This window comes from Spirochaetia bacterium, assembly GCA_022482625.1.
Taxonomy (GTDB): domain Bacteria; phylum Spirochaetota; class Spirochaetia; order Sphaerochaetales; family Sphaerochaetaceae; genus Pleomorphochaeta.
Genome location: JAKVOU010000001.1, coordinates 2,517,365 through 2,540,259, shown reverse-complemented (window position 1 = coordinate 2,540,259; position 22,895 = coordinate 2,517,365). Strand labels below are relative to the sequence as shown.

General features: G+C 43.0%; 19 protein-coding genes. 9 read left to right on the top strand and 10 right to left on the bottom strand.

What is annotated here, in order from left to right; translation table 11 throughout:
• Nucleotides 1–121 precede the first annotated feature (121 nt).
• Nucleotides 122–1,021, top strand: coding sequence for a dihydrodipicolinate synthase family protein (locus LKE40_11530; GenBank protein MCH3918059.1), 900 nt, complete (start codon nucleotides 122–124; stop codon nucleotides 1,019–1,021).
• Between the two features lie 144 nt (nucleotides 1,022–1,165).
• Here LKE40_11530 and LKE40_11525 read toward each other — a convergent pair whose 3' ends face one another.
• The 5 genes from LKE40_11525 to LKE40_11505 form a co-directional block, all read right to left on the bottom strand.
• A complete protein-coding gene (locus tag LKE40_11525; GenBank protein MCH3918058.1) occupies nucleotides 1,166–2,707 on the bottom strand; it encodes a tripartite tricarboxylate transporter permease in 1,542 nt (513 codons plus the stop codon).
• A 40-nt stretch (nucleotides 2,708–2,747) separates the two neighbouring features.
• Entirely contained in the window at nucleotides 2,748–3,212 is a 465-nt protein-coding gene (locus LKE40_11520) for a tripartite tricarboxylate transporter TctB family protein (GenBank protein ID MCH3918057.1), read from the bottom strand.
• 80 nt (nucleotides 3,213–3,292) lie between these two features.
• Nucleotides 3,293–4,258: a tripartite tricarboxylate transporter substrate binding protein gene (locus tag LKE40_11515; GenBank protein MCH3918056.1), complete on the bottom strand. Its 966-nt coding sequence runs from the start codon at nucleotides 4,256–4,258 to the stop codon at nucleotides 3,293–3,295.
• 27 nt (nucleotides 4,259–4,285) lie between these two features.
• Nucleotides 4,286–5,236 carry a hydrolase gene (locus LKE40_11510; protein ID MCH3918055.1) on the bottom strand — a complete coding sequence of 317 codons (951 nt, stop codon included), beginning with the start codon at nucleotides 5,234–5,236 and terminating at the stop codon, nucleotides 4,286–4,288.
• 11 nt (nucleotides 5,237–5,247) lie between these two features.
• Nucleotides 5,248–6,243, bottom strand: coding sequence for a LacI family transcriptional regulator (locus tag LKE40_11505; protein ID MCH3918054.1), 996 nt, complete (start codon nucleotides 6,241–6,243; stop codon nucleotides 5,248–5,250).
• 203 nt (nucleotides 6,244–6,446) lie between these two features.
• On the opposite strand from LKE40_11505, the gene LKE40_11500 reads away from it, so the two are divergent.
• Nucleotides 6,447–7,538, top strand: a complete 1,092-nt coding sequence (locus LKE40_11500; GenBank protein ID MCH3918053.1) for a substrate-binding domain-containing protein — start codon at nucleotides 6,447–6,449, stop codon at nucleotides 7,536–7,538.
• Nucleotides 7,539–7,597: 59 nt separating this feature from the next.
• Here LKE40_11500 and LKE40_11495 read toward each other — a convergent pair whose 3' ends face one another.
• The gene (locus tag LKE40_11495) at nucleotides 7,598–9,622 is read right to left on the bottom strand and encodes a glycoside hydrolase family 31 protein (protein MCH3918052.1); all 2,025 of its coding nucleotides are present in this window, start codon (nucleotides 9,620–9,622) and stop codon (nucleotides 7,598–7,600) included.
• Nucleotides 9,623–9,638: 16 nt separating this feature from the next.
• Entirely contained in the window at nucleotides 9,639–9,830 is a 192-nt protein-coding gene (locus tag LKE40_11490; GenBank protein ID MCH3918051.1) for a hypothetical protein, read from the bottom strand.
• Between the two features lie 174 nt (nucleotides 9,831–10,004).
• On the opposite strand from LKE40_11490, the gene LKE40_11485 reads away from it, so the two are divergent.
• Complete coding sequence (locus tag LKE40_11485) at nucleotides 10,005–11,618, top strand: transposase (GenBank protein ID MCH3918050.1); 1,614 nt, start codon at nucleotides 10,005–10,007, stop codon at nucleotides 11,616–11,618.
• A gap of 2 nt (nucleotides 11,619–11,620) precedes the next feature.
• Here the strand turns inward: LKE40_11485 and LKE40_11480 are convergent, their stop codons facing one another.
• From LKE40_11480 to LKE40_11470, 3 genes are all read right to left on the bottom strand, one after another.
• Nucleotides 11,621–12,238, bottom strand: coding sequence for a carbohydrate ABC transporter permease (locus tag LKE40_11480; protein ID MCH3918049.1), 618 nt, complete (start codon nucleotides 12,236–12,238; stop codon nucleotides 11,621–11,623).
• Nucleotides 12,235–13,116: a sugar ABC transporter permease gene (locus LKE40_11475; GenBank protein MCH3918048.1), complete on the bottom strand. Its 882-nt coding sequence runs from the start codon at nucleotides 13,114–13,116 to the stop codon at nucleotides 12,235–12,237. The genes LKE40_11480 and LKE40_11475 overlap by 4 nt, the downstream gene beginning before the upstream one ends.
• A gap of 93 nt (nucleotides 13,117–13,209) precedes the next feature.
• Entirely contained in the window at nucleotides 13,210–14,445 is a 1,236-nt protein-coding gene (locus LKE40_11470) for an extracellular solute-binding protein (GenBank protein ID MCH3918047.1), read from the bottom strand.
• Nucleotides 14,446–15,359: 914 nt separating this feature from the next.
• Here LKE40_11470 and LKE40_11465 point away from each other — a divergent pair.
• The 6 genes from LKE40_11465 to LKE40_11440 all read left to right on the top strand — a co-directional run bounded on the left by LKE40_11465 (nucleotide 15,360) and on the right by LKE40_11440 (nucleotide 22,885).
• Nucleotides 15,360–16,682, top strand: a complete 1,323-nt coding sequence (locus LKE40_11465) for an ectonucleotide pyrophosphatase/phosphodiesterase (protein ID MCH3918046.1) — start codon at nucleotides 15,360–15,362, stop codon at nucleotides 16,680–16,682.
• A 118-nt stretch (nucleotides 16,683–16,800) separates the two neighbouring features.
• Nucleotides 16,801–17,802 carry a LacI family transcriptional regulator gene (locus tag LKE40_11460; GenBank protein ID MCH3918045.1) on the top strand — a complete coding sequence of 334 codons (1,002 nt, stop codon included), beginning with the start codon at nucleotides 16,801–16,803 and terminating at the stop codon, nucleotides 17,800–17,802.
• A gap of 33 nt (nucleotides 17,803–17,835) precedes the next feature.
• Complete coding sequence (locus LKE40_11455; GenBank protein ID MCH3918044.1) at nucleotides 17,836–19,104, top strand: ABC transporter substrate-binding protein; 1,269 nt, start codon at nucleotides 17,836–17,838, stop codon at nucleotides 19,102–19,104.
• A 62-nt stretch (nucleotides 19,105–19,166) separates the two neighbouring features.
• Nucleotides 19,167–20,039: a sugar ABC transporter permease gene (locus LKE40_11450; protein MCH3918043.1), complete on the top strand. Its 873-nt coding sequence runs from the start codon at nucleotides 19,167–19,169 to the stop codon at nucleotides 20,037–20,039.
• Complete coding sequence (locus LKE40_11445) at nucleotides 20,026–20,856, top strand: carbohydrate ABC transporter permease (protein ID MCH3918042.1); 831 nt, start codon at nucleotides 20,026–20,028, stop codon at nucleotides 20,854–20,856. Before LKE40_11450 ends, LKE40_11445 begins: the two co-directional genes overlap by 14 nt.
• 25 nt (nucleotides 20,857–20,881) lie before the next feature.
• Complete coding sequence (locus LKE40_11440; protein ID MCH3918041.1) at nucleotides 20,882–22,885, top strand: hypothetical protein; 2,004 nt, start codon at nucleotides 20,882–20,884, stop codon at nucleotides 22,883–22,885.
• Nucleotides 22,886–22,895 lie beyond the last annotated feature (10 nt).

Sequence of the window (22,895 nt, the reverse complement as noted above, 5' to 3'; positions counted from 1 at the left end):
ATTGTTTCTGTGCCAAAGAAATTACAGAGAACATTATTCTCTGGGCATAGAAGGGAAAACATAAACACAAGGATAAACCAAAAGCAATTCTGAATACAATTCAGTCAAGGAGAAATATAAAATGACAAAAATGAAAGGAATCATTGTCCCAATTGTCACTCCTTTTACGGCAGAAAATAAAATTGACTATGCCGTAACGGAGTCTTTAGTAAATTATCTGGTTGAGAAAGGAGTTGACAGCCTGTACCCGTGCGGTACGACCGGCGAAATGCTGAAACTTTCTACTCAGGAGCGAATGGATTTTGTCGAAGCTGTAATAAAGTATGCCGCAGGCCGTATTCCCGTATTTGTACAAGTAGGTACAGCAACAACAGAAGATACCATAACATTGGCAAAACATGCAGTGAAAGCCGGTGCTGCCGGCATAGGTGTCGTAACACCACAGTTCTTAGGTGTCAATGACCGTGAAATGATTACCTACTTTGTATCTGTAGCGAACAGTGTGCCGGAAGATTTTCCCGTCTATCTCTATAATATTCCCCAGTGTGCCGGAAATGATATCTCGGTTTCTCAGATTGAAGCCATAGTCAGGCAAGCAAAGAATGTCGTAGGGATCAAATACAGTTTCCCCGACTTCAACAGGTTCAAGGACTATCTTACCTGTAACAACGGCAATTTCGATGTAGTATGCGGTCCTGACCAGTTGTTCCTTCCAGCCTTGGCCATGGGATGCAAGGGTGCAGTTTCAGGTTGTGCCCAGTGTGGTCCCGAACCCTTTGTATCAGTATACAAGAACTTCATGGCCGGAAACATTGAAGCTGCACGCAAGGCACAGCAGCAGGCCAATGAATTGGCCAAGATAATCAAAGCTGGCGCCAACATGGGTTACTTCAAAGCTGCAATGGAATACAACGGACTGCCGGGATCGCATATGAGAGCTCCTGCGCTGGACCTGACAAGTAAAGAAAAAAAAGATCTCTATGCAGATCTTGATGTATACCATGCAAAGTATGGGAAATAACCAAAAAATTCATCTTGTAGCTTGTTTGTGAATCCCTGTAAATGGCATTTAGGTATACACTGGTTATATACAATATACAAACGGGGCCTTCCACCAAAGAAGAAGACACCGTTTGTATTACTGGCCATCTTTAGGTTTTGATTTTTATTCCATATGGCCAGAGTCCGATGCAGACACTGGAACCGAGCCATCGTTTTCCCTTATCTTTGCCTTTACTCTGATACCTCTTATTGTAAAAATAACAATTGAAGCAACAGAAACAATAAGAAAAGCCAAACTGATAGGCCTAGTCAGAAAGATAGAATAACTTCCGTCCGAAAGGATAAGGGCCCTTCTGAAATTTGTTTCAGCCAAAGGCCCCAATACTATACCGAGCAGAACAGGTACCAATTGGAAATCCATTCTTCTCATCAGGTAGGCCAAGATACCGAAGACAAAAATATAGTACACATCATAGATACTGTTATTTGTTGAATATGCACCGGCAGTACATAAAGTAAGTATAGTACAGGCCAATAATTCAAAAGGAATCTTTGTAATGTTGGCATAAAATCTTATAAGCACCTTGCCTATAAACCACAAACAGATATTCACGATGATAAGCCCCAGCATAATTGCATACAGGATATTTCCTTGCTTGACAAAAAGCATCGGTCCGGGAACCATACCATGAATCATAAAGGCACCCATCAGAATTGCGGTTGAACCATCACCTGGTACCCCTAAGGTCAGCATTGGAATCATCGTAGCACCACAAGCTCCGTTGTTGGCGGATTCAGAAGCAGCGACGCCCTCAATTTCTCCTTTTCCAAAAGTCTCAGGATGTGTAGATGTCTGCTTTGTCTGATTATAGGATATAAATCCTGCCAAACCACCTCCGGTACCCGGCGTAGCCCCTATGATGACACCGACAAGAGTACCGATTGCAATCGGACGTCTGCACCGTTTGTACTCTGCAGGAGTGATTTCCTTCTTTATGATGGAAGAAGAATCAACAGTTTTCCTATCGGTCCTGGGATCATACTTTGACTTCATGAGAATCTCAGAAATTGCGAACAGGCCGATAAGGGCAATGATAAGGTCAATACCTCGCCTCAGCTGAAGATTACCATAGGTAAATCTCATGGTACCGCTTATCTTATCCATACCGATAGTTGAAACAAATATACCGATACAGGCACCTATCAACCCCTTGAATATATTGTCATTTGAAACTCCCGCTATAACCGAGAGTCCGAAGATAGCAAGCGACAGATATTCTGCAGGGCCAAACAAAAGTGTAATCTTTGCAATCTGAGGAGCAGCAAAAAGCAGTACAAAGGCACTTACAAGACCTCCGATGGTTGAAGCATACAAGGCCATGGAAAGGGCCTTGAAACTTTCACCATTCTTTGTCATCGGATACCCGTCAAAGAGTGTCGCAGCATTCGCCGAAGTTCCCGGGGTATTGATAAGTATGGCTGTGATTGAACCTCCATATGTACCACCTACATATATTGCAAGCAAAAGGACTATTGCAACCGTCGGGTCCATCCCATAGGTCAGCGGAATACAAAGTATGATACCAAGATCAGAAGTCAAGCCTGGAATGGCACCGACAACAATACCAAGAATCAATCCCAAGGGGATTACCAATAAGATATTCGGATTCATCAGGGTATGTATCCCTGACATAAAAACTTCCATAGGCAGCTCCTCCTTCTATATGGACAGGTTGTCCCAGCTTTTATGGCAATGAGACATGCAATCCGATTGAAAACACCGCATAGACGATACCAACAACTGCAAGTGGAATTGCATAGTAATACCATTTTCTTGCATGATAATAAATCAATATCGTAACTACCAAGAAAATATTAGAAACGATAAAGCCAAAAGCTGTAAAAATAAAAAGATAGCCAATGACGATACCAATATAGACCAGTGAACGGATAGCATCTCTGAATCCCCGTGAATGATAGAGTTCATCATTGAAGACCAATTCCTTCTTTGGATAGTAGAACAGTCCCTGCAGCAGCAACACGACCGAAAAAATAAAAAGCCCCCCTATGGCAATCTTAGGAATAGTCTGTGCATTGATTTCCGTTTTTTCCAATGTCGGTATCTGGCTAGGAATCTGATGCCATAGCACAGCAGCCACCAAAGTAAAGATTCCACCTGACAACATTTCTGAATTATATTTGATTTTCATATACAGTACCCAAAACAAGTTGCAGCAGAATCATGTATGGCCAAAATTCTGATGCAACTCATCCAATTACAAAATCAATGCTACTTGATAAGCTTGATATACTTGTCCATTGCTTCTGTCTGAAGTGTAATCTTCTCTTTGATTTCATCCTCAGTCGCATCCCAAGCCTGCATGCCGAGGGATTCCATAAACGCCTGGAATTCCGGATCAGCATATACATCCTTGACATATTTGGTCAGGATGGCTTTTCGATCCTCCGGGACAGAATTTTTGACAGCAAAATAGTCCATTCCGGTAAATTCGGTATCAATTCCCTGTTCCTTGAACGATGGAATCTTCCCGATTCCTTCTACCTCAATCCCCTCAGGAATGAAGGTACCGAGACAAGCCAGTTGTCCATTTCTGACATAATCCCTATACACAGGAGGGGAACCGATTGCAATATCGACATGTCCGCCGACAAGTGCATTGATTGCATCCTGGCCGCCGTCGTATGGTACAGCCTCAGCTTCAATTCCAAGCTTCTTGAAAAGTACGGAAATCATCGTATAACTGTCATTTCCAGGGCCTCCGGTAGTAGCATACTTGATATGCTTGCCGCTCTTACCTGCGGCAATCAGTTCTTCCAAGGTATGGATACCGCTGGAACTTGGATTGGAAAGTATCACGAATTCGACAATTCGCATTCCAATGAGAGGAGTAATGTCCTTCAGTGTATAATCAACAGGAACAAAAGCAGGCGTCAGGGAAAACAACGGCCCATTACTGCAGACCATGGTATATCCATCATCAGGAGCCTGCATGAGAGCATCCATTGCAATCGTTCCGGCGCCACCGCATTTGTTTTCTACAATCACCGGTTGCCCTAGATATTTTTCCCCATATGAGGCAACTTTCCTTGCTATGGTATCCGGACCTCCTCCAAGACCCCAAGGCATGATGATCGTGACTTGCTTGCTCGGGAAAGGCTTTTCTGTCTTTCCTTGGGCAAAAACCGAACCACAGACGAGAAGCAGAGACAATAGAATTGTCATTGTTCTTTTCATACTTCATTTTCTCCTTTTATTTTGAGATCATAAAATGACCTTGATTTCATTATCAGCAACAAACAGAGAAAAACTGTTGAAATCCCTGTTCTCCCTTTTGAAAAATGGCAAATATTCAACTTCATCGGTAAAAAGGAAATCCATACCGTCTTTCTGTGCCAGTTGTTCATAAACCTTCCTGTTCGCACTGTTGTTTCTCCTGTCCGACGAAGAACAGGTAATGATCATGGTATTGCTTATCGCTTCAAGCAACCTGGTATCCACAGCATCAGGTTGCCCGTGATGAGGTAATTTGAGAACGTTCCCATTTTGAATAAAAGAAAAAATATCCTCACTCCAATTGGAAGGTACATTGTCTGCCGCCAACACCATATTGATATCTTCATATTCAAAATCAGCAACGAGACTCATCCGGTTTGAATCCCTGTCTAATGCGACTATCTGCTTCTCCAACACATTTTTATCTCTTATTCCAAAAACTCTTTCAAGCCTTTCTTGGTACTCATGTGCATCCTGTTGTATCGGAGCCAATATGGAAACCGACATGCCCAGCAAGTCTTCTTTCATACCGGCATTGGCAACGTGTATGCTTATGTTACGTCTCTTCGCCATAGAAAGGATGTGCTTATAGGCATTCAATGCTTGGGTATAAAGGGCCAGGTTCGTCAACTTTGTATCCAGACAGATATCATCCTTACCTTCGACGTCAGGCAAATAAGGTACGACCAGACAACCGATTTCCAATCTGTCCATCACCTTCTCAATGCCACAGATATGATCTTCATGAATATGCGTAAGCATGATGAAATCAACCTGTACAATATCATGGGCAGCCAAGAAATCCCCTATCGGCATGCGATGCGGGAAATTTTCATATTCTGCTGCCAGTGCGCTGCCACCATCAATGATGCCATAATGCCCATTATCATGAAAAATAACTGCATCTCCATATCCCACATCAAGAAAAATTGCTTCCATTTCTATCATCCTTATGCTGTAGCCCGATGGATAAGTGTCGTCTTGAGCCGTATGGTTTCCTTTTGCGGTGCATCTCCTTCAATAAGGCCAATCAAACGTTGCGTAGCAATTTTTCCTAATTCAAACTTATCTATACGTACGGTCGTAAGCTCCGGTTCCACTATTTCACTGTAATCACTATCGTCAAAACCAATAATCATGAGATCATCAGGAATAGCATACCCATGGCGTAAGGCAGCTTTCATAATCCCGATTGCAATGACATCATTGGTAGCAAAAATAGCAGTTGGCCTATCAGCAAGGGAAAGCAGCTCATTGCCTACTGCCATTGAACTTTGTATGTCAGGTTTTACGGTCTTGATGTAGTCTTGTCTGATCGGTAATCCGGAGCCCGCCATACTGTCTATGTATCCCCGATATCTTTCAGTGTAGACATAGGGAGAAAATTGTCCGGAAACGATGGCAATCTTGCGATGTCCCTGTCCGACAAGGTAGTCGATTGCTTGCCTTGATCCTTCATAGTTATCGACTGTAATACAAAGCAGGTCTTCCATATCAAGATAATTGTTCAGGATAACCAATGGAATATTCTGACTTCTGAAGCTTCTTACTGTTTCTTCATCAGCTTGCCCACAGATAATGACACCATCCATTTGTTTCTTCATATATACTTGTCCATCAGGAAGATGTATATCACTTTCAGTAGAAATAAATACAGAATATCCTCTTTGTTTTACCGTTTCCAGTACACCTTCGAAGACTGGTGAATAAAATGGATTCAGTACTACAGGATACTGCTGGTCATGAATTATAAAACCAATATTATCAGTTTTCTTCCTGACCATGGCTCTTGCTATTGCATCCGGTGTATAATTCAACTCTCTTGCTGTACAATAAATTGCCTTCCGTGCCTTCATCGAGACTTTCTCAGGGTCAATGAAAGCCCTTGAAACGGTAGTCTTCGAATATCCACAGGCCTTTGCAATATCCAGAATAGTTGAACTCAAGAGTTACTCCTTATTATCTTTCTTAGAAATGGGAACGTTCCCTTTCTGTTTTATTCTTTATCGTGATCGGAAATTTGTCAAGAAAAATTTTTACAGGGCAATGCCAGACAACCTGCTGGATTCCTAAAAAGATACTACCTTTTCCTATATTCAATTCATTTTTTCTGCATCAAAGCACAAAATTGAGCTATACTATTGCCATTATGAAAAAAGTAACGACACAAAAAGATATAGCAGAAGCCCTGCACATCGGACAAATGACCGTATACCGTGCTTTACATGACAAAGGAAGTATCTCTCCCAAACTCCAAAAACGTATCCTGGACTATGCTGACCGTGTCGGTTATCAGACGAATCTGGCCGCACAGGCATTGGTCCAAGGCGTCATAAAACGTATCGTACTTTTTTCTACCGACTCACCGGATTTTTTCTGGGACCATATTGGCAAAGGTATACAACTTGCAAGCAAACAGATAAGGCCTTTCAACTATTTTGTCGACTATATTCGGCTTCCTCAAAAGGATACGGAAAAATATCTCGAAACTCTACATACTGTCATTTCCGAAGGTGTGGACATCGTCGGCATCGTAAATAATGAAACATATGATATGAAAGCAATCTTTTCCATGCTTGAAAAGAATAAGGTTCCATACGTACTTTTCAACATTGATGCCGAACATTCAAAGCGCCTTTGTTACATCGGTCCTGATTATGTCGGCAGCGGTTGCCTAGCAGGAGAATTCCTAGGAAAAACCGTCAAGAAACATGCAGACCTCTTGGTTATCTCGGATGACATAGCAAAATCCAAACAAGCAAGTAGAATCAATGGACAGCGATTGGATGGTTTTCTACAAACCATCCATCGCAAATATCCTCTCATCCATAGTGAAGTACTCACTCTTGATACCAAACAAACAAAAAGCAGCCTGATGATCGAAATATTTCAGAAGTTAAATACCGAATATGACGGCATATATCTGATCCCACCTCTCAACCAGCTACTTATGGATGTCCTGAATAAGAAAGGGGCACCTTTCCCGAACGTAGTACTACATGACACTTTTCCAGGTTATGAGACCTACTTTGCCAAAAATATGATAAGTGCAATCATCTTTCAAAATCCCATCCAGCAGGGTTTCTATGTCGTCAAAGTACTTGAACAGATACTCAAGTCCGGATGCAAGCCCCATAAGGATATCCAGCTTATACAGGAATTAATACTTTCTGAAAATTGCCAGCTGTATAAAAACCAGCTCGCATTCGCGGAAATCGAATTCGAAACAGAAAACACCTGATGGGCAGGACAGAAACAAACCGATAAGCCCGAGCATCGACTACCGGATATTGCCTTCCCTTATTCTTCCTTCTCAAAGACCTCTGCTAACATTCCATCAGCGTGTTCTTTTATAAAAACCGGAATATCATCAAGCTCTGCAGCAGCAGTGAACCATGTTCCCCCAATAATAGAATCACCTGTCCAAGCATCAATCCATCGGGTATTTTTCGGAAGATAGACCTTTCGTTTCCTTGCACCCTTCTCATGTACAGGAGCAACTATCAAAGAAGAACCAAACAAATATTCATCATCAACAGACCAACAAATTGCATCCTGCATATAGTCAAAAAACAGAGGACGCATCATTGGCAAGCCAAAATCAGCAGCCTTTTTCATTTCCTGATAGATATAGGGCCTCAATCGTTCTCGTATACAAAGCATTTTTTTCAATATGGTATAGACATCTTCGCCAAAGGACCAGATTTCATTGTCTGCTCCTGATTCAGTCAAGACCGTTGATCTCGGTTCCCGGTTGCCATGCAGTCTACAGATAGGACAGAATACGCCGAACTCAAACCACCGTACAAGCAATTCATGAAAATCCTTATCATGGATGTTCCCATTGAGAAAACCTCCGATATCAGAAGTCCACCAAGGAATACCGCTCAAACCGACATTCAGACCAATATGGATCTGTTGGGAAAAAGTCTGCCAATCAGATAAAATATCACCAGACCAAAGGGCTGATGCATATCGTTGTGATCCTAGCCATCCGGACCGGCAGAGCAGTACCGTATCTTTTATACCAAGCTTGCTCAGTGATTCAAAAATCCCCTGTTGATGGCAAAGCGGATACAAATTGCCTACGGCATCCCCCTCCCCGAGATAAAACAGCAAGTTATCCATCGTATAGGGTTCAATTTCAGGTTCACAGGCATCAAGCCAATAATTTGTAATCCCGATATCATAGTACATTGATTTGATCTTTTCCCACAGGAAATTCCTTGCTGCAGGATTTGTACTATCATAGTAGTGCATTATTACAGGCGGGATATCATTCGTATCCGTAAACGGAAAGAAATTGTTTACTCCCTTCTTTGCCTCAACCAGATACCCTTTGTCAGAAAATTCTTTTGCATTGACGGAATGAGGATTTACCGCGGGCCAAATAGAAGCAATAACCGTAACATTTGCCTCTTTCAAAGTCTGTACCATATCTTTTGGAGAAGGCCAGCAGTTTGGGTCCCAAGTAAAATCGCCCATCTTCGTCCAGTGCAAATAGTCAATGACAATTGCTGATAAAGGAATATGCTTTTCCTGATACTTCTTTACAACCGAAACCACCTCAGCTTGGGAAGTATATCGAAGTTTGCTTTGCCAAAATCCTGTTGCCCAATATGGTAACTGTGGCGCATGCCCTACCAAATCAACATATCTTGCATAAATCTGTGAGAAATCCATTCCAGTAATGACATAATAATCAATTTTCCGAGCATTTTCTGCTATCCAACAAGTATGGTTTGTAGTTAACTCAACTCTCCCTAAAGAAGGATTGTTCCAAACAAAAGCATACTTAAGCGAAGAAAGTAAAAAAGGAATACAAGTTTCACCATTCTGTTGCTGCAACATGATTACAGAGCCTTTATAATCATATACTCCGCATCGATGTTGCCCTAGTCCAAAGAAATGTTCATTTTGAACCGGTAAAAACCGCTGCTGTATTTCCCATTTGCCATCTAGGCGTGTATATGTACGACTTTTAGGAAATAAAGTCGGATTCGTAGGCAACCAATTTGTTTCCTCAAGTAATTTATCTCCGGTTGTATTCTGAAAAAACGAAATGCGTCCACTATTTGAAATCTCACATTGAAGGTCATCAGCCACAAGTACGGTACCAGTATCGTTCACAGCACATTGTACGAGATGTGCATCTATTGGATCATGAGGAACTTCAATAGTAACATAATCGTCGGTACAAGTTGGAACATACCATGCTCTGATTCTAATAATACCAGGCAAAACAGCACTGGCAACAACAGTTTCTCGACCACTTTTCCAAACTATCTTGGTCGATTCAACACTGAATGGCATTTTTTCGTCCATATTTTTTCCTTACATATCATTCTTTGATTGCACCAGATGTAACACCTTGTACAATCTGTTTTTGTCCAATAAAGAAAACAATTACCATCGGCAGGGAAGATAATACCGTAGCTGCAAGAATATTTCCCCAGGCAGTGTTATACGCTTGGAAAAAACGCATTGTAGACAATGGCAATGTATAGTTTTTGGGATTCTGTAAAATAAGCAAAGGCAATAAGAAGTCATTCCAAATTTGCAAGCCAAGTAAAATAATTATCCTTAGATGAATGATTTTGTAGTACTACATTCCAAATAGTTTGAATATTTTCTTTTGAATTATTGATATAAGTTGTAATACGCTGTATATTATGTAGTGATATAAGGGACTACTTAAGAGGCGAACATGGCTTTTATCAAAACTCAGAAGACTTGTTGCGATGCCGCAGGCAATTTCATATCCGGTTCGGCTTCGATCAAGGACGTTGCCTACGTCCGTGGAGCGAAATATCATTCCAGGCAGATTTCAAGGGAAGTGCTGGGGAAGATAATATTCCTTGATGCTGCAAAGAAAAGGGGGGTCTTCGTTTCTCCGACCAGGGGCCTTGTCTCCTATGATGTGGAAAAGGATGAGTTCAGTCCCGTTGATGACGATGACGGGAGGATCATGTCGCACGGGGAACTGAAGAAGGAGGTACACACCGTCTTCGGGGATGCCTATCTCCTTTTGGAGTTTCTGAGGAAACAGGGGCTGGCAGGGCTCCTGGAGGACGTCTTTACGAAAAAAAAGGACCTCCAGAGGGTGTATGCCCATCTCCTGCATGGGATACTGAGGAACGGAAGTGCGATATCGTGTGACAGCTTCCTGGACAAGTCCTTTGCAGCCTACCTCCTTGATGACATAGGGACAGCCTCGTTGCATTGTGATTCGGGCTTCTTCTCCCTGCTGGGGGATGACCGTGTGAAGATGGCATTCTTCAAGGGGTTCGTGTCCTTCATGAAGATGAAGGATCCTGGTTTCGGCAATGCGTGCTATGTGGATTCGACCCCCCTGCCGAACAGCATGGCGGACAATCCCTTCGATGCACTGTGCAGCCACGGGGTACATGGGAGCGCCTGCATGATGAGGCTTGTCCTGGTACTGGACGCACGGCATTCCCTTCCGGTATGGTTCGACATCATCCCGGGGAACCTGCTTGACGTGAGCACGGTGATGGGCATCGTGGAAGACGTGGAGTCAAGCCTGTGCATCAGCGTCGGCTCCCTCACCCTTGATGCCGGATATGCATCAAAGGAAATCATAAGGGCGTTTTCTGACTGCGGGGACAAGTCCCTGATACTGAGGATGCCGGCAAGGAAGGGATATCCATACAAGGAACTGTACTGGAGGCACAAGGAGCAGATCCCAAAGGGCAAATATGCATTTGTCCGCAACAGGCATACTTATTTCGGGACCTGCCAGGAGGGCAGGCTCTTTGATGCGCATATGTTCCTCTATCCGTTCGTCGACAAGGAAAATGCGCTCATGGGATTCCGTGACAGCATCCTGAGGGATGAGGATGCATACGGGAAGCTAAGTGCCAGGGACAAGGACTTCCTGACAGTGAAATTCGGATATTTCGTACTCATTGCAAACTACCGGGCTGCCCCCAAGGACATTCTTTCCCGCTACTTTGACCGTGCCGACATAGAAGGAGCCTTCAAGACATCCAAGGCATATCTCAAGCTGCTTCCCCTTGCAAAGTGGACCGACTGTACGGTACGGGGCAAGATCCTTGCAGATATGATCTGCCTCATCATCACGCTTCTGTTCAGGAAGGAAGCGAATGGGGATGGCCATCCGCTTGCGGAAATCATCGGCAGGACACAGTCCCTGATGTGCTTCAGGAAACAAGACGGAACAGTCATAGTCGAAACTCCGAACAGGCAAGTAAAGGAATGCTACAGGGCCTTTGGGATTGATGTTCCCTCAAGTCTTGACTCAGGAAAGTTCAAGGAAGCATTGGGGTTAAAAATGTAGTGCTACAATTTCGGGCATCTTGGGATTATAGTGCTGGTAATCGGTATCAACAAAGGCAAAACAATTCGTGAAAAGACTTGGAAAGGTGTAGCTCCATCAATCTGGGCACACTCTTCCAATGAAATCGGAATGGTCTGTACAAATCCCCGATATAGAAAAATAGCCGTAGGTGCAACAAGTCCGATATATGCCAGAATCATTCCCAAAAGAGAATCCATAAGATGTAGATTACGGACCATTACGACAATTGGAATCATTACAGATTGAAAGGGTACGACAAATACGCTCAAAAATAAGAAAAAAACAAAAGTATTGAACTTACCTGCAGTTCTGGCAATCTTATAAGCTGCCATGGAAGCTACGACCAAGATACCGCAAAGAGAAAGAATTGTAATGACTAGGGAATTGAACAAAGCTTTGCCATACTGCATCATTGCCATTGAAGCGACATAGTTGTTCCAACATATTGTCTTAGGTATGCTGAGCTTTGAAACCAGATATTCAGAATCACTCTTTACAGAATTGATGATAACAAAGAAAAACGGTGCAAGAAAAATAATGGCACCAACAATAAGAATACAATATATTGCAAACGATTTAATGGAAGTCCTGTATTTCATAAGGCAACTTCCTTTCTTTTCAGCAATATGAGCTGACCAAAAGAGACAATGACAATAATACCTAATAATATAATTGCCTTTGCAGTCCCGTATCCATACTGCAATGAATTGAATGTCGTGTTATAGATATTCAGTAAAGCTGTTTCCGTTGCATGTCCAGGTCCCCCTCCTGTCATTGCATATACGATATCAAAAACACGCAAGGAATTTATTGTCGAAAGGAAAAGACAAATCGTCAACGAGGGTATAATCAACGGGAAAGTGATATGACGGAATACATATCCACTGCCGGCCCCATCAAGAGTAGCAGCTTCAAACAGACTGCTTGGAATGGCAAGAATACCTGCAATATAAATCATCATATACCAACCTGCAGCCTGCCATATTGATGCAATAATCGTAGAATACAAAGCAACTTTTGGATTGCTAAGCCATCCTATTGAAAAAAGCCAGAGACCTGTTTTCTTTCCAAGTTCAAAAGAAGCTTGCCCAAGAATAAATTTCCATATCTGTCCAACTACGATAAGACTCAGCACATTGGGTAAGAAAAATACTCCACGGAAAAAGAAACGTCCATGTAAAACCTGTCTTGTAAGCAGCAAAGCAAGGAACAAGGACAATATGTTGATCGCTATAACATGATAAATCGTAAATTTGATAGTGTTCCCGAATGACGAAAGAAAAATTTCATCTGAAAAAATTCTTTTGTAATTATCAATTCCGACAAATACTTTTGTTTGTGATAAGCCATTCCATCGAACAAAGCTATAGCATATACCATTGAACACAGGAATAAGAAAAAAGACGGTAAAAAACAAAAGGGCAGGAAAAATAAACAGAAAATAATCTATTGAATACAAATGCTTGTGTTTTGTCATTGAACTCATCCAATTTCTTCCGACTGCAAGCAATAACAATCAAACAATCGGAAGAAAATTATCAATAAAACTAAAATCCACACTGATACAAAGCTAATTCTGGGCAGCTTCAAATGCAGATTGAATATTTTCGAGTACCTGTTGTCTTGTAAGTTGACCACTAAGATAAGCCTGCATAGATTGACCCACTTCAAGCTTGACACCACCGGGTGCCACTTTTAACCATTCCCAAGAAATTGCATTTCCAGATTCCAATGCAGAAGTAATATCTGCATAAACTTCATGTAAATCCTTGGTATCAAAGCCTTTCTGTGGTACATAGGCAAAATTATACTTTGAAAGCTTTTGTGCAGAATCAAGCGTGGTATAGTAATCAAAGAAATTTTCTGTCTCCTTGAGATGTTTGCTGTTCCTGTTGATACCCATACCATTTGCGACTCCAATGATAACTTTATTTTGCTTTGCATCATCAGACCACGGCAATGGAGCAAGGTGAACATCAAGATTGGCATTTACTTTCAGTGCAGTCCTAAGAATCCAATCCCCATGTACAGCAAAGGAAGCCTTGCCTTGTCCAAAATAACTCGCACCTTCACCAAATCCATAGGAAAACGGATTTTCCACCGTATTGTTTTTCAATACGTCGATATAATCAAATACTTTTGCAAATCTGGCATCCGTATACTTTATCGAACCATTATAAAGACCCGCAATAAGTTTAGGATCTTCCTGTAACATGGCACTTATGCCAAAAAGAAAATATTGATCATCTGCCCAAGTTTCATTAAACATCGGAGTAAACGGCGTAATACCAGCATCTTTTAGTTTTTTCGCATCAGTTTTCAATTCTTCCAGAGTTGCAGGAGCCTTATCAACTTTTACCTTACTCAACAATTCAGGACTATAAAGCAAACCATATCCCTGCAAATGGAATGGAACTGAATATAATTTACCATCAATTGTGTTTGGTTCTTTGGCTACATCGAACAAACGCGTGGCAACAGGTCTATCACTTAGGTCAAGTAAAATATTGGTCTTTACCAATTCAGCCAAACGCTCCTGATCGACCATAATAATATCCGGCAATGTATTTGTTGCCATCATTGACTGAAACTGTGTCGAATAATCCTTTGAATTAAAAATAGTCGTGATTTTGATATTAGGATGTTCCTGTTCATATGCAGAAACAATTTCTTTTGTCCCCTGTTCCAAATCACCATGACCACAGAAGAAAGTCAACTCAATGGGACTTGCCTCCTGTGTTCCATTCGCAAACAGGAAACAACTTCCAAAAATAATAAATACAGATATCAACCAGATCTTTTTCATCTCAAAACCTCCTCTTTGAGTAGAATTATCGCACCTACCCATTACGAAAAAATATCAGAAACATGCTAGGGATTTTATCCTTTCAGCCATATCCACTGACAATGTTTTAGATGCGCATCTAATTGATATACGTATACCATCAGGTTGTATATCTGTCAAGCAAAAAGTTATCCAATCAAGTAAGTATAGAAATAATTTTACAACTAGGTATATATACAATAATAAATTATATTATTTATTAAAGCCTTTGGCATAATCCAATCGTAATCCATTTTCTCTTAATACATCAATTTTGAGAAAATACAAGATATAATAGCCCACTGACATTGAATTCCCTTAATCAGTCTCATGAGAGCAAGTAATATGCTTTCTAGTTAGTATATATTTTCATTATAGTTGACACGAATAGTTACCGAACAAATAAACATTGGGAATAAAAGGAACAATCTCTCCATGGAATTATGCTAAAAACCACTTCTGCCCCATAATACTACCAATTTTTCATAGCTGTAGGTATAGTAGGCCAGATAGGAAATCCGTTCACTGTCATGGAACTGGATTCATCTGTAGGATTTATAGCTGATTGTATTCAAGAGTAATGTTCCCTTATAGGAAAGAAAATTTATCGATAGGAAACTACTTCATCGAAACCATCAGGCCTGTATTTTTCTCTATATTGTTCCGGCAATCTGCAACCTGTCATTTTGCCACATGGTACAGAAATGGATTTCAAATAAAAAAGCATTCGGGGAAAAAACTCACCTCCATTCCTACTTATCGTCGCAACATCGGGGGAACCATATGCATCAGGGTTATCGGTAACACTGTAAATTATTGTGATAAAAAGACTTGTTTCCTATTGACGTTTGTTTTGATTTGCCTATAATGACAAACCAACAAAGGAGTATATCACCATGGAAAAGAAAAGACTGATGGTCATATCGTTGGATGCAACCGTACAGGAAGACCTTGCCTATCTGAGGACATTGCCCAATTATCGCAAATATTTCAGTGACTGCTGCAGTGTCAGCAGTGTCGAAAGCATCTACCCTTCCATTACTTACCCCGCCCATACGACGATTGCAACAGGCTGCTATCCTGCAAAACATGGCATCGTAGCAAACTGCCCGTTTGAACCACAGGAAAAAACAGGCGAATGGGTATGGGACAGTGACGGCGTCAAAAGGGAAGACATCTTTTCCTTGGCAAAGAAGCTGGGTTATTCAACAGGCTCAGTCTTCTGGCCAGTTACCGGCAAAAACAAGAACATTGACTATCTCATCGACGAATATTGGTTGTTGGACGGTTCCGTTTCAATTGAGGAGAACTTCCGCAGAAGAGGTTCTGGGAATGACATGCTTGATATCATAACGAAAAACAAACATCTCATTGCACCTCCCATCGACCATATATACGGCAAGGACTATATCGCCAAGCAACCGGAAATTGACAGCTTCCAAGTCCAGTGTGCCGTTGATGTCATAGAAAGATATGCGCCGGAAGTGATGTTCCTCCATGTGGGGATCATAGACAGCCTCCGACATGAATTCGGCCTCTTCAACGCACATGTGCATAAAGGCATCGAATACTGTGATGCCTACCTCGGTGCCATAGGAAAAGCCTTGGAACACAGACATGTCCTCGATGACACGGATTTCGTCGTCCTGAGTGATCACGGACAGATGGACATCCAAAGGATACTTAATTTCAACGTATTCCTTGCCGATGCCGGTTATATAAAGACAGACAAGCTTGGGAATGTGACGGATTGGACAGCTTATAGCCAATCTACCGGTATGAGCGGCCTGGTCTACATGAAGCATCCTGACAACAGGATGGAAACGGAACGCCTGGAACACTACCTGCATCATCTTGCCGATGAAGGAATCTATGGTATTTCCCAAGTATTTGACAAAGAAGCGGCACATGAGCGGGGACTGGCAGGTGATTTCTCGTTCGTAATTGAAACGGACGGATATACCTCTTTCGGGGAAAGCTGCATCAGGCCAGTCATCAGTAGTTTTGACACTTCTGATTATAGAAGAGGACATGCCACCCATGGTTACCTGCCATCAAAAGGCCCCCAACCGATTTTCTTTGCAAAAGGTCCTTCGTTCAAAAAAGGAGCAATCCTGAAACAATCCAAACTGGTAGATGAAGCCCCGACCTTTGCAGCAATCCTGGGAGGGGAACTGAAAGATACTGACGGTACGGCCCTAAAGGATTTATTAGTATGAAATTGGATGTTAAAGTCAGACCATAGGATTAACGTTAATCTAAGTATCTTTTTATACACAAATAAATTATAACAATATTTTTCTTGCATTACCTACACTATCATGTTACTATTAATCCATGAGCAGGGTATTGATGAAAGATATTGCAGAGGCTACCGGATACTCAATCAACACAGTTTCCAGAGCCTTGAGGGGAGACAGGAAGCTCAGTGAGACTTCCAGGAATACCATACGGCAGAAAGCCAATGAAATGGGGTATATCTATAATTCCATAGCTTCCAGTCTCCGCTCCAGGCATTCCAGAATCATCGGAGTAGTTTCAGCAGATTCATCAAATCCCTTCTTTGCAGATGTAGTAAGAGGAATCGAAAGCGTAGTAAGGAGCTACGGCTACCACATGATTCTGGTAAACACGGAGGAAAAAGCCGAAGAGGAATTGGCAGATGTCAAGCTTTTCTCAAGCAGAAACGTCGATGGCCTGCTGATTGTCCCTGTAGATCTCAATGAAGCAACCTTACAATTTTACAAGAACCTGGAAATACCTTACTTTTTCGTAGGAAGAGGTATCCAGGGCATAGACGATCATTCAATCGTACATGATGATTTTGATGCCCAGTATAGGGTTACACAAAAACTAATAGCAAAAGGCCACAGGCATATACTCTATATTGCAGGTCCACAGAACGTACGGAACTCAGAACTGAGACTTCAGGGACATCTGAAGGCCATGAGAGATGCCGGACTGTCGGAGGATCCGAAATATGTACACAGGACCGTCGGACATATAGAAGACGGATACAGTGCAGTCAACCATGATGTGAACAAATCACGTAATTTCACAGCTATCTGCTGCTTCAATGACCTGCTTGCCATCGGCGTGTTGAAATCTCTCAGCGAAAATGGATTCAGCGTACCCACTGATATCGAAGTCTTTGGTTATGACAACCTGCAGATATCGCAGTTCCTGCAACCAAGTCTCAGTACCGTTGACGTACAGAAATTTTCCCTAGGTGCCACGGCAGCAGAAGAACTGATGAGACATATCGAGGACCCACAGCTTGATTACAAAAGCATAGAACTCAAGACGCGGTTAATTTTCAGGGAATCTTGCCCTGAATAAATATGGCGAAAGCAAAAAACAGGAGGAAAATTTATGAAAACAAAAAAGCTGTTGGCCATGCTATTGGCAGCCAGCTTGGCAACTTTCAGTGTCGGTGCACAGGCACAACCTGAAACAGCCGCAGCAAAAGGACCAAGGGTCGTAACATTCTGGTCATTGTTTACAGGTGGGGACGGAGAATTCTTCGATGCTATCATCGACAAGTTCAATGCTACCCATACGGATATCCAGATGAAGACCGATACTGTCAAATTTGACAACTACTACACGAAGCTGACTGCAGCCTTGGCTGCAGGAACTGCCCCTGATATGGTCGTCATCCACCAGGCAAATCTGAGGAATTACGTCCCCAACGGGCAATTGCTTGCCTTGGACGGTTACCTTTCTTCAATGAATGCACCTCTGGATGATTTCGTTGCAGCCCCTCTCAATGCCTGCAAGACAGACGGAAAGCTCTATGCACTCCCATTGGATGTACATCCTCTGATCATGTATGCAAATACAGATCTGATGAAGAAAGCAGGAATCACGGAACTGCCGAAGACAATGGATGAGTTGCTCTCCGATGCAAAGGCAATTGAGGCAACCGGCAACATGGGTATTGCATGTGACAATACCACCGCAGTCTACAAGGCCTATACACTGACCAGGTTGTTCTTCAGCATGATCTATCAGCAAGGCGGTACCTTCCTTACTGCAGACAACAGCAAAGCCAACTTCAACAACGAGTATGGTATAAAGGCTTTGACAGCTTTGCAGGACATGGTAAATGAAGGAGTCACACCCAAGGGACTCGATTATGATACTTCAGTAAACACCTTCAAGCTCGGTGAAGCCGGATTCCACTTCAATGGTGTCTGGGCAACCGGTACCTTCGAATCGGCTCAAGACCTGCATTTTACCGCTGTTCCTCTTCCAGGACTTCTTGGCAAACCTGCCGCATGGACAGGTAGCCATACCCTTGCTATTCCTGCAGACAAAGCAAGTGACCCCCAACTTGTCAAGGATACCCTCGACTGCATGCTCTGGATAACAGCACATGGCGAAATGTGGGCAAAAGCAGGACATATTCCTACAAGGACATCCGTACAGGAAAGCGAAGCATTCAAGGCCATGCCGTACAGAAGTGGCTATGCAGCTGCAGCTGCAAGTACCGTAGCACCTCCTGATACTGCTGCATGGAACGAAATCTACGGGACGATAAGCGACCTGCTCGAATATGCAGTAGCCAACAATACCGATCCCAAGACAGCTCTTGCCAGTATGGAAAAGAAGATCAACGAGATCATCGCAACATACTGATCGGGCAAACAACAACACATATGGCGGGGAAATTCCTTTTCCCCGCCTGTTAGGGGCAACACATGATTCCAGGCAACAAGAACAATAGGGATGGCCTTATTTTCAGTCTTCCCTTTCTGATTGTATTTACTCTCTTCATGATTTATCCATTGATGTACGGACTGTACATCAGCTTCTTCAAGTACAATATATTGGGAAGCAGTACATTCATAGGAATAAAGAACTACATCTCCATGTTCCATGACAGCAAGTTCTATTCTTCCCTCTGGCATACACTTGAATTCGTACTCATCACTACTCCGGTCCTGCTTGCCCTGGGATTTCTGATGGCATTGTACGTAAATTCAAAGTCTCCGTTCAGAAAAGCAGGAGAAAACATCTTCTTCGTCCCTTACATATTTTCCATGACCGTAGTAAGCACCCTCTGGGCTTGGCTGATGCAGAAACAGTACGGACTTTTCAACCATGTAATCGTCTCATTGGGTGGAAAGCCTGTCGGCTGGCTGACAGATCCCAAATGGGCCATGTGGTCGGTCTGCATCGCCACATTCTGGTGGACCGCAGGCTTCAATATGATCCTGATGTCAGCCGGTATACGACAGATTTCAAAGGAAATCTATGAATCGGCAGAAATGGACGGAGCTTCTTATCGGCAACAAGTGACAAAGATTACCATACCGCTTCTTATGCCGACCATCAGCCTTTGTCTGATTCTCCAGGTAATTGCTTCATTCAATGTCTTCGGTCAGGTATTCGTCATGACAGGAGGAGGCCCTTATGGAACGACAAGGGTGCTTATCCAATATGTCTACGAAACCGGCTTCCAATACTTCAAGATGGGATATTCCGCAGCTATGAGCTACGTTCTCTTCATTATCATCCTCGTTTCTTCCTTACTGCTGAACAAACTCGGAGGCAAATATGACAACCAGTAGAAACTCGGCAGGTCGGATACTTCTCAGGATCTTCGAGCTGTTCATCCTCGCAGTTTGGGTCTTTCCCTTCCTATGGATGGTGCTTACCTCCCTGCATTTGGAAGATGAAGTAGTAGCAAAGACTTTCCACTTTTTTCCCCAGCATCCTACATTGGCGAATTACATCAAGGCCTTCACCTCCACCTACATACTCAACTGGTTGCTGAACAGCATAGTGATCGCAGGCCTTACCATGGTGATGACGCTTATCGTCGATGCACCGATTGCCTATGCTTTCGCAAAGATCAAATTCAAAGGTCGGAACATCCTCTTCTGGATGGTCATGGCCGGTATGATGGTGCCTTTCCAAGTACTTATCATTCCTCTTTACCTGCAGTTCAACAGCTATGGATTGATAAACAACTTCATGGCAGCTGTCTTGCCAAGGGTTTCATTGCCGATCGGCATCTTCATCCTCAAGCAATTCTTCGAAGGTATTCCTGATGCACTTGAAGAATCAGCATTCATCGATGGGGCAAACCGTTTCAAGATATTCAGGTCAATCATACTTCCCTTAGGATCTTCGGCACTGGCTACCGTCACCATTCTGTCATTCATCAACAGCTGGAACGATTTCCTCTGGCCCCTGATCGTCCTGAATGATACGGAAAAGTATACCATTACAGTCGGCATAGCCAACTTCCAAGGTAGCCACGGTACCCAATACGCCTTGATACTTGCAGGAGCCGTCATCGCTTCGGTACCACAGTTCATCTTCTATGTAATTTTCAGAAAACAGATTGTCGAAAGCATTGCATTATCAGGCATCAAAGGTTAAAGCTAATATGTTCGAGGAAAAACCGATGGAAGACGGATTTGAATTTTCATTCTCAGAAACAAGAAGCATAGTCCTTACCACCAAAGTACGGTGCAATAGGACTGAGCTGGCTTGCCATAGGACAGAACAGCGAGATGGAATCTTTCGCTATGATTTCAACAAACTGTCAATTGATGATGAAATCCAGACAGGCGGCCCTTTCATGAAGATAACAAGGCATGTACAGGTACGCCAAGCCGGCAACTATGAACTCAAGCTATCAATAGCGCACCAAGGGCTGGATGACGATGCTGAAATATTCATTCCTTGCGTATTGTACAGGAAAAATCTCAAAGGCAAAGGTATTTTCCCCAATCTGGATATTGCAAGGCAATGGTCCTTCATCGAAACAAGGATGTCCATACCGGGTTGCATTCAGAAAACAGACAGAAACAATGTCTTTATTGCAGGCCATAGGGCAAATACCATCAAGACCAGCGTCAGCTGGGACACTGGCAGTGTCACCTATCGGCTGCCGGCAGAAGAATGGCCATACTGCTACGGAGGCAAACAGACACTTGAAGACACTTCAGCTTCAGAAGATTCCTCTTCCATAGCTCTGGAAGCTGGCCAGGAAATAAGCCAGGAATACTATATAGGTTTTGCAGAACAGACAAGGCAATTTGCTTTCTATAACAGATTTGTCACGGCTTTCTTTTCTTCAGAAAAAGATTTACAAAAACCCGCACTCAACCTTGCAGATTTCAGAGGACTTCTACTCAGACATCTGCTTTTTTTGACCAGAAAGGAAGGAAAACTGGCATATGTAAAAATGGGCGAAGGTAACGGAGACTACCAGCCTATCTATGAATTCACAAGTGCTTCTTTCTTGGTCAAAAGCCTTGAAGCTGCCTGCATTTTCCTTGAAACGGACATAGGAGACCTCAAGGCTGGGATGTCCCCGCAGATTGCAGACATTCTCAAAAAAGAAGAACAAAAGTTCAGTCTGCCGCCAGATCAACTCTATCATGACCTAGGCATAGGCATTGCAGAGTATTTTCTTCAGGCAGAACGGAGCCCAGGGCATTTCATGGACTGCCATGACCTACGGAAGGATATCTGGGGCGGGTACCTCGGCATAGGGGAACACAATGAATTCCGCAATCTGATCAACGCCAGATGCAACGGAGAAGCCATGTCTGCATACCTGCGGATCTATACCCTCCTCGGCGAAAAAAATGGCAGGAAATATCTCGATGTGGTAAGAAGAGTCGTTGCATTCTATGCAGAGCATCAGCTACAGGACGGAAGTTACGGCAGGTGGTGGGACTGCCAGGGAACCTGTGTCAACGCAATCGGTACGAACGGTGCACATATTCTTTCGCTGATGGTCAACTACAGCCGGATTGTATCTGATGCAACTATAACCGAATCTATCAGGAAAGCCTATGCATACTACGCCGATCTGATTCGAAAAGGCGAATTCTATGCGGACACGCTCGATGCTGATTCATGTGACAAGGAAGCCGGACTAGCTTTGATGGATGCCATGCTCGATTGTTATGAACTTCCGGACTTCCATACCGAAGATTGCCTGGACCTCATCAAAACCTGTGCAGATTTCCTCATCACATGGATCTTCCAAGACAACATAGTGTTCCCGGAAGGTTCAATGCTTGGTAAAAGGAATTTCCATACCAGGGGCCTGTCAGCCGTTTCCATAGCCCATCATCACTTGGATTTCTATGGACCGCAGATTGCATGGAGCCTGCTCAGGCTTTCGCGTTACACGCAGGATCATATCTATGCAAAGCAAGCAGGGACTATCATAGAAGCTTCATCACAACTCATATCCCGTCCTGGAGATACCCTTGGCAGAAGCAGTGCATACTATGGTTGGGTTCCTGAACAGATCAACCAGACACAATGGGATTATTTCGGTTCTCCATCGGCTTTCTTTGGAAATTTCGGTATTGACATAGCATGGGTACATGTGCTCATGCTGGACTGTATCAACAGGATAACGGTCAACTTTCCAGACATGTTTTGAAGGATGCACA